At 68.9% G+C, this 7,191-nt stretch carries 8 protein-coding genes, 1 tRNA gene and 1 pseudogene; 5 read left to right on the forward strand and 5 right to left on the reverse strand.

The window, feature by feature from the left end; all coding sequences use genetic code 11:
- Both RMO12_RS12875 and RMO12_RS12880 read left to right on the forward strand, forming a co-directional pair.
- A pseudogene (locus tag RMO12_RS12875) lies at positions 1–349 on the forward strand (HrcA family transcriptional regulator); the annotation flags it as partial.
- A gap of 70 nt (positions 350–419) precedes the next feature.
- Positions 420–496: transfer RNA gene (locus RMO12_RS12880), tRNA-Ile, on the forward strand.
- A 127-nt stretch (positions 497–623) separates the two neighbouring features.
- Here RMO12_RS12880 and RMO12_RS12885 read toward each other — a convergent pair.
- Both RMO12_RS12885 and RMO12_RS12890 read right to left on the reverse strand, forming a co-directional pair.
- Positions 624–1,670: a nucleotidyl transferase AbiEii/AbiGii toxin family protein gene (locus RMO12_RS12885; RefSeq protein ID WP_309639590.1), complete on the reverse strand. Its 1,047-nt coding sequence runs from the start codon at positions 1,668–1,670 to the stop codon at positions 624–626.
- 4 nt (positions 1,671–1,674) lie between these two features.
- Positions 1,675–2,427: a DUF6088 family protein gene (locus tag RMO12_RS12890; RefSeq protein ID WP_309639591.1), complete on the reverse strand. Its 753-nt coding sequence runs from the start codon at positions 2,425–2,427 to the stop codon at positions 1,675–1,677.
- Between the two features lie 41 nt (positions 2,428–2,468).
- On the opposite strand from RMO12_RS12890, the gene RMO12_RS12895 reads away from it, so the two are divergent.
- The 3 genes from RMO12_RS12895 to RMO12_RS12905 all read left to right on the forward strand — a co-directional run bounded on the left by RMO12_RS12895 (position 2,469) and on the right by RMO12_RS12905 (position 5,404).
- A complete protein-coding gene (locus tag RMO12_RS12895) occupies positions 2,469–2,921 on the forward strand; it encodes a hypothetical protein (RefSeq protein WP_309639592.1) in 453 nt (150 codons plus the stop codon).
- Positions 2,836–3,591: an SDR family oxidoreductase gene (locus tag RMO12_RS12900; RefSeq protein ID WP_309639593.1), complete on the forward strand. Its 756-nt coding sequence runs from the start codon at positions 2,836–2,838 to the stop codon at positions 3,589–3,591. The genes RMO12_RS12895 and RMO12_RS12900 overlap by 86 nt, the downstream gene beginning before the upstream one ends.
- 109 nt (positions 3,592–3,700) lie before the next feature.
- Positions 3,701–5,404, forward strand: coding sequence for a sigma 54-interacting transcriptional regulator (locus RMO12_RS12905; protein WP_309639594.1), 1,704 nt, complete (start codon positions 3,701–3,703; stop codon positions 5,402–5,404).
- Here the strand turns inward: RMO12_RS12905 and RMO12_RS12910 are convergent.
- From RMO12_RS12910 to RMO12_RS12920, 3 genes are all read right to left on the reverse strand, one after another.
- Complete coding sequence (locus RMO12_RS12910) at positions 5,398–6,135, reverse strand: SDR family oxidoreductase (RefSeq protein ID WP_309639595.1); 738 nt, start codon at positions 6,133–6,135, stop codon at positions 5,398–5,400. The two genes, RMO12_RS12905 and RMO12_RS12910, sit on opposite strands and share 7 nt — an antisense overlap.
- Position 6,136: 1 nt before the next feature.
- Positions 6,137–6,427, reverse strand: a complete 291-nt coding sequence (locus tag RMO12_RS12915; protein ID WP_309639596.1) for a DUF1330 domain-containing protein — start codon at positions 6,425–6,427, stop codon at positions 6,137–6,139.
- Positions 6,424–7,191 (reverse strand): alpha/beta fold hydrolase (locus RMO12_RS12920; protein WP_309639597.1); only part of this gene is annotated, 768 nt, incomplete at its 5' end. The genes RMO12_RS12915 and RMO12_RS12920, both read right to left, overlap by 4 nt.

The raw sequence follows: 7,191 nt of genomic DNA on the forward strand, positions 1-7,191 counted from the left end.
CCAGGAGCAAGTGGTGATTTCGGGCGAGCGCAACCTGCTGACCGTGCAGGATTTTTCCAGCGACATGGGCAGCCTGCGCAAGCTGTTCGACCTGTTCGAACAGAAGACCCAACTGATGCGCCTGCTCGAAGTCAGCAGCCGGGCCGAAGGTGTGCGCATCTACATCGGCGGCGAGAGCATGGTGGTGCCGTTCGAGGAACTGTCCATCGTGTCGGCACCCTACGAAGTCGACGGCCAGGTGGTGGGCACGCTCGGCGTGATCGGCCCGACGCGTATGGCCTACGACCGCATGATCCAGATCGTCGACATCACCTCGCGGCTGGTGAGCAATGCGTTGAGTTCGAAGTAGCCGCAAGAAGTGGCACGCACGAAGCAGCCGACCCGACGCCGAGCGCCCACTGCCTACAATCGCCGGCTGTGGGCCGTTAGCTCAGTTGGTTAGAGCAGAGGACTCATAATCCTTTGGTCGTTGGTTCAAGTCCAACACGGCCTACCAGTTTTGCTGGTTTTTTCGCGGTAGGGGTTACTAACATTAGTGAGTCGCTTTTGTGCTGGTGCCAGTCTGGTGCCAGTTTTAGGGCGAATGCCGCTCATCCTGGCTGCCACGGTTCGCGTCACGGTGATCAGGAGGCGCCGGACGCGTTCAACGTACGCTCGGCCTCGGCAAGACGGGCCATCACGACCCCAAACTCTGGCGGTGCAGCGATGAACATGGCGAGCATCTGCGCGTAGTCGCGCGCCAGGGCAGTGAGCCGTTCCTCGGTGGGCACCAATCGAAACGTGCCTGGCCGGGCCAAGTCGTAGCGCGCCCACTGGCGCGCAAACACGCGGCTCTTCCACTCGACAACACGCTCGCACAGCGCATGGTCTGCAAGCATCGCGGTGGCGTCGGGATGGCGAAGCAAGCGCTCCATGTCGGCATAGTGCCGCGCGTAGCGATCGGGTGTGGCCTGGTCCGCGGGGCGATGGTGCTCAGCGTGCAGGATGGTGGCCTTCTCCCAGAACGTGCGCGCCAGTTCGAGCGCAGTCACCTGGCACTGCCAATCGGGGAAGGCTGCGGGGAAGTCATCGACGACCCAGGGGCGTACCGCGTGCTGCTCGGTGGGCCGCTGGTCGGTCAGTGATCCCAGTTCGAGCTTCACTTCGCGGCGCAGGTACTCAAAGCCGGCCTCGGATGCCGTCGGGTACTCGAAGTGCACGACTGTCGAGCGCGCGACAGCGTCGTCCTGGTAGCGCAGCCACGATGCACCTCTCGGGCGGCGACCGAGGTGTTCGACGATGGCCTGTTCGAGTCGCGGCATCAGGACGTTGCGGGTCTGCTCACCACATTGAGCCTGCATCTGTGCCAGCGCTGCATCACGCCGTGTTCGACTCTTCAAGGCGGCGAAGACCGATTCGTCCGCGCCCACAAAGGCCGGCGACATCGACAGGTCGATGTCCTCGGAGAAGCGGTCGATCACGCCGTAGACCTTGGACAGTGACGTTCCGCCCTTGAACACGAGATGGGGCGCCAGGGCAGGGTCCGCGAAGAGCAGCCCCAGCAGCCAGCTGACCCAAAAGTCCTTCTCGACCATCACGCTCGATACGGCCATGCGAGCGGCCGTCTGCGTGAACGCGAGTTCCCGTCGCTCGGGTGGAAGCGCTACGAACTGCGATGCGAGCCTTGCCATCGTGCTACCTGTCCGCGGCCAGGGCGCGCAGGGTGGGCTGCATCCACCCCGGCGCCAAGCTCAGATCGTCCAGCAAGGTCCGGCGTTCGGCTGCGGGAACACTTCGCTTGAGCTTCTCTAGCCGTTGCGGTGTCACGTGCTCTGGCCCAAGGCTGCGCAGCGCCTGGATCACCAGGCCGCTGGTGCGTCCCGCCGCGGCCATCTGGCGTGGCGTGGTCCGCTTCAGCACGATCTGCATCGGCCCCGCCTTGACGGTACGGCTGGTGCCGTCGGTCAGGAACTCGACGCGTGCAGGCACCTGGTCGGACAGTCCGAGCAGGTTGGCTGCATAGGCCCCTGTCGGCTGCAGTCGCAGCTTGTCCTTGCCGGTGAGTGCCGCGACCACGGCATCGACCGACGGCCACAAGGTGCCGAGCAGCGGGTCGTGCCGAGGCTTGTCGTACAGCCCTCGCGAGAGTCGGCGCAGTTCGTCGCGCGCGACCAATCGCTGTAAGGCCTTGTCGACCGCAGCGCGGCCACCCAGGCCCGCAAACAGCGCCGGTGTGAACACGGTGCCGGGCTTCGCGCGGCGCACCTTGCGTGAGATGGCGGCGTCGATGCTCGAATCGACAGTGCGCCTAGGCCGGGTATCCCGCGTGATGCCGGTGGGCGAAGACGAAGTGGCGGCTTTCATGTCCGAAAAATAGCACGTTTTTCGGACAGAAAGAAGAGTCGGAAAGAGATGGTGACTCGTCGCCGCCGGAAACTGGCCGACCAAGCCAAAGCGATGCGAGCCGCAGCAGAAAGTTGAAACGATCGGTGAGCCTGAACCCGCGCAAGACCGACCTTCACCGTTGGCGAGAGACGTTCGCCGAGAAGCTGCGAGGCTGGGGCGTCGAAGCCGAGGCCATGCGGCAAGCCACGCGCGGTGAGAACCGCAACTTCGATCCGCTATGGCGCGTGAAAGCCAAGCAGGAAGGTCGCCTGCGCCAGACCGGCGTCGCGGCGAAGACCGGCCAGCGCTACTGGGACAGCCGAGCCGACGCCATGAAGGGCTGGGCGTACATCATCAAGGCGCTCGTGGCCTCCGAGAGTCCTGATGACCGCAAGCTTGCCGAGCACGTCGCCCGCTTCGTGCGAGGTGCGCCCTTCGTGCAGGAGGTGGTGCGCCAGCGGCAAAGGGAGGTTGCAGTGGCACCCCGGCAGCAGCGCGGTCCGCAGCCACAGCCCCGCCAGGCGATTGACCGACCAGGCCCTGAGCTCGAGCGTTGACCCCACCCCTCACCCCGCCCCCGAGGGGCGGGGCAGTCCTTGCCGCCGGACGGGCTCGGGGGCTGGCCTCACCCTCGGCAGCGCGGAAGGCTTCGAGCTTCTGGTCGCGCAGCTGCCGGCGGCCGACATCCTCGTCAACAACCTCGGCATCTTCGAGCCCAAGCCCTTCGAGCAGATTCCCGACGAGGACTGGCGGCGCTTCTTCGAGGTCAACGTGCTCAGCGGCGTGCGCCTGGCGCGGCAGTATGTGGCCGGCATGCGCGCGCGCAACTGGGGCCGCATCGTGTTCGTGTCGAGCGAATCGGCGCTGCAGATCCCGACCGAGATGATCCACTACGGCATGACCAAGACCGCCCAGCTGGCCGTCGCGCGCGGGCTGGCCGAGACGCTGGCCGGCACCGGCGTCACCGTCAACAGCGTGCTGCCGGGACCGACCGCGTCCGAGGGCGTGGCCGATTTCGTCGCCCAGGTGGCGGCAGGGCAGGGTCTGGATGCGGCCGCCTTCGAGCGCGAGTTCTTCCGCAGCGCGCGGCCGTCGTCGCTGATCCAGCGCTTCGCGACGCCCGACGAGGTCGCCTCGATGATCGCCTACGTGTGCAGCGAACGTGCCTCGGCCACCACCGGGGCCGCGTTGCGCGTCGACGGCGGCGTGGTGCGCGCGATCGCCTGAGCGGGCGCGCCCCCGTCAGCGGGCAAGTACCGCCCGCCGGGGGCGGGTCGATGACCCAGAATGGTGCCCAACGCGACTGCCGCGACCAGCGGCCATGAGGAGCAAGGGCATGAAACCGGCCAAGCCCGCCATGCCGCTGGGTTGGGCCCCCGGTAGTTCGGGCATCGAAGACCTCGCCGCGAGCGTGCACTTCGCGTTCGACGAGGCGCAGATCTGGCTCGGCGAGGAGCGCATGCTGCTGATGCACTCGTCGGCGCTCGGTTCGCTGCGCCGTCAGTTGATCGAAACGCTGGGCTGGGAGCGCGCGCGCGGCGTGCTCACGCGCATGGCCTTCGCGTCGGGGCAGCGCGATGCCGAGATGATGCTGCGTCGCTACCCGGGTGTGCCCGACTGCGAGCTGCTGCGTCTGGGCATGCTGCTGCGCTCGGTCGAAGGGATCATGAAGGTGGAGCCCACCGCGGTCGAGATCGACATCGGGCGTCGCCACTACTTCACCGACTGCCGCTGGAACCACTCGATCGAGGCGCATGTGCACGATCGCGACTTCGGCGGCCACGAGGGACCGGTGTGCTGGGTCGAGAGCGGCCATTCCTCGGGTTTCGTGTCGCGGCTGATCGGCCGCTTCGTGCTGCACAAGGAGGTCGAGTGCGGCAGCACCACCGGTTGCCGCGTGATCGGCATGCCGCTGGAGGACTGGAACGGCGACGCCGACGACGAGCTGCGCTATTACCAGCCCGACTCCGTGGTCGAGGAGATCGTCGCGCTGCGCAGCCAGGTTACCGTGCTGCAGCGCGCGGTGGACCCGCAGGTGCTGCCGCATGAGCTGATCGGCCGCTCGCCGGCTTTCCGTGCTGCCTGGGCGCTGGCCGAGCGCGCCGCCGGCACGCCGACGACGGTGCTGCTGCTCGGCGAGACCGGCGTCGGCAAGGAGATGTTCGCGCGCGCGCTGCACCATGCCAGCCCGCGCGCGGCACAGGCCTTCGTGGCGCTGAACTGCGCGGCCTTGCCGACCGACCTGCTCGAGAGCGAGCTGTTCGGCGTCGAGAAGGGCGCGTTCACCGGCGCGCACCAGTCGCGCGCTGGTCGCTTCGAGCGCGCCGATGGTGGCACGCTGTTCCTCGACGAGGTGGGCGAGCTGAGCACGGGTGCGCAGACGCGGCTGCTGCGCGTGCTGCAGGAGGGCGAGATCGACCGGCTCGGCGGCAGCACGACGCGCAAGGTCGATGTGCGGGTGATCGCGGCGACCAATGTCGACCTGGCCGCGGCGGTGGCGCGCGGCAGCTTCCGCAAGGACCTGTACTACCGGCTCGCCGTCTACCCGGTGCAGATTCCGCCGCTGCGCGAGCGCCGCGAGGACATCGCGCTGCTGACCGAGCGCTTCATCGCCCGCATCGGCGCGCGCGACGGCCGGCGCGTCGGCGGCCTGACCGACAAGGCGCGCCACGCGCTGCTGGCGCACGACTGGCCGGGCAATGTGCGCGAGCTGCAGAACGCCGTCGAGCGTGCGCTGATCCTGACCGAGGAGGGCGCGCGCATCGACGCCGACGCGCTGTTCGTCGGCGTGCCGCCCGGGCGCTGCGCCGAGGCGCCGGTCGACGGCCGCGGCCACATTGCGCTGGAGGGTTCGCCCGCGGTGACGCTGGGGCGCTTCGTGGACCAGGCGATCGACCAGGGCATCGCGCTCGATGTGCTGGAGACGGCCCTGCTCGACGCCGCTGTCGCACGCGCCAAGGGCAATCTGAGCGCGGCGGCGCGGCTGCTGGGCCTGAGCCGCAGCCAGCTCGCCTACCGGCTCAAGAAGCGCGATCAGTAGATGCTCTTGAGCAGCCCGCCGTCGCAGGCCATCGCCTGGCCGGTGATGTAGCTCGCGCGTGGCGAGGCCAGGAAGGCGGCCAGCGCGGCCAGCTCGTGCGGCTCGCCGTAGCGGCCTGCGGGAATGCGCCCGTGCATCTCGGTCGGGTCGGCCTGGATGTCGAGCACGCGCTGGGTGTTCATGTAGCCGGGCACCAGCGCGTTGACGGTGACCTTGTGCTTCGCGACCTCGCGGCTCAGCGTGTTGACGAGGCCGTGCAGGCCGGGGCGCAGGCTGTTGGAGTAGACGAGGCCGGGTTCCGGCTCCACCGCGGCCAGCGAGGTCAGCACCAGGATGCGGCCGTAGCCGCGCTCGATCATGCCCGGCAGTGCGCCGCGGATCGCCTCGGTGGTGGGCAGCCACACGTCCTCGAAGGCGCGCTGCCAGTCGGCGGCCGTCGCCTCGATGGCGCTGCCGGTGCTCGGTCCGCCGGAGTTGACGACCAGCACGTCAATGCGCCCGGCGTCGGCCAGCACCGCGTCGATCAGCGCGCGCACCGCGCCGGGCCGGTTGTAGGCCGCCGGGTAGGCACTGGCGCCGATCTCCCGGGCCGCCGCGGCCAGCACGTCCGGATCGCGCGCCGAGATCGCGACGCGCATGCCTTCCTCCGCGAAGGCCTGCGCGATTGCCCGCCCGAGGCCGCGCGAGCCGCCCATCACCAGGGCGCTGTGACCCTTGACGCCGAGGTCCATGTCAGGCCGCTCCTTCCACCACCATGAACTCGGCTTCCGACACCGGCTGGCGGATCGCCCGCGCCGCCACGTACTCGGGCGATTCGTACCAGGCGCGGGCCTGCTCGGCGCTCGGGAAGCGCACGATCACCAGCCGGCCGTCGAAGCCCGCGCCCTCCATGCAGAACGACGGCCCGCCGCGCGCGACGAACTCGCCGCCGTGCTCGGCCACCAGCCGCGCCGAGATGGCGGTGTACTTCGAGTAGATGTCCTTGTCGTGGATGCGCACGCGCGCGATCAGGTAGACGCTCATGGTCGTGTCACTCCGTCGTTGAAGAAGCCGCGCAGCAGCGCGTGGAAGGTATCGGCATGCTCGATCTGCGTCCAGTGGTTGCAGCGGCCGACGATGTGCAGCTGCACATGCGTCAGGTGCTGCAGCAGGTGCAGGCTGCCCGACAGCGGCACCACCGCGTCGTCGCGGCCATGGATGATGAGCACACGGTTGGGGATGCGGCGCAGCGCGGCGTCGGGCACCACCAGGGCGTCGAGATGCTGCTGGCGCGGCGCCGGGAACAACGCCTCGAAGGAGCGCCGCACGTCGGGGCGCAGCGCGGCGTCCAGGCGCATGCGCGCCACGTCGTCGAGCCGGTCCTCGATGAAGCCCTCGTCGTAGGAGAACCAGCGGATGCTGTTCTTCATCGTCGCCGGCGTCGGGTCCTCGTAGAAGCCCCAGATCCGGTCGAGCTCGGTGGTCAGCGGGATCGGCGCGCCGGCCGGGCCCATCAGCACCACCTTGCCGAAGCGCTGCGGCGCCTCCATCAGCAGGTTCAGCGCGATCGCGCCGCCCAGCGAGTTGCCGACGAGGTTGCAGCGTTCGATGCCGAGCTGGTCGAGCAGCGCGAGTTGCTGGTCGACCCACACGCGCATCCAGCGGCGCATGCCCTGCGGGCAGGGCTGGGGGTGGCTGCTCTGGCCGTAGCCGACGAGGTCGGGGATCAGCAGCTCGCAGTCGTTGGCGAGGGCCTGGCTGGCGAGGGTCCAGTTGGACAGGCCGGTGGCGCCGGGGCCGGAGCCGTG

It is taken from the genome of Methylibium sp., assembly GCF_031393925.1.
Taxonomy (GTDB): Bacteria; Pseudomonadota; Gammaproteobacteria; order Burkholderiales; family Burkholderiaceae_C; genus Methylibium.

Bases quoted from the DNA above. Each gene is read 5' to 3' on its own strand.
- RMO12_RS12915 (WP_309639596.1), bottom strand. From the start codon at position 6,427: ATGAGCGTCTACCTGATCGCGCGCGTGCGCATCCACGACAAGGACATC.
- RMO12_RS12885 (WP_309639590.1), bottom strand. From the start codon at position 1,670: ATGGCAAGGCTCGCATCGCAGTTCGTAGCGCTTCCACCCGAGCGACGG.
- RMO12_RS12910 (WP_309639595.1), bottom strand. From the start codon at position 6,135: ATGGACCTCGGCGTCAAGGGTCACAGCGCCCTGGTGATGGGCGGCTCG.
- RMO12_RS12905 (WP_309639594.1), top strand. From the start codon at position 3,701: ATGAAACCGGCCAAGCCCGCCATGCCGCTGGGTTGGGCCCCCGGTAGT.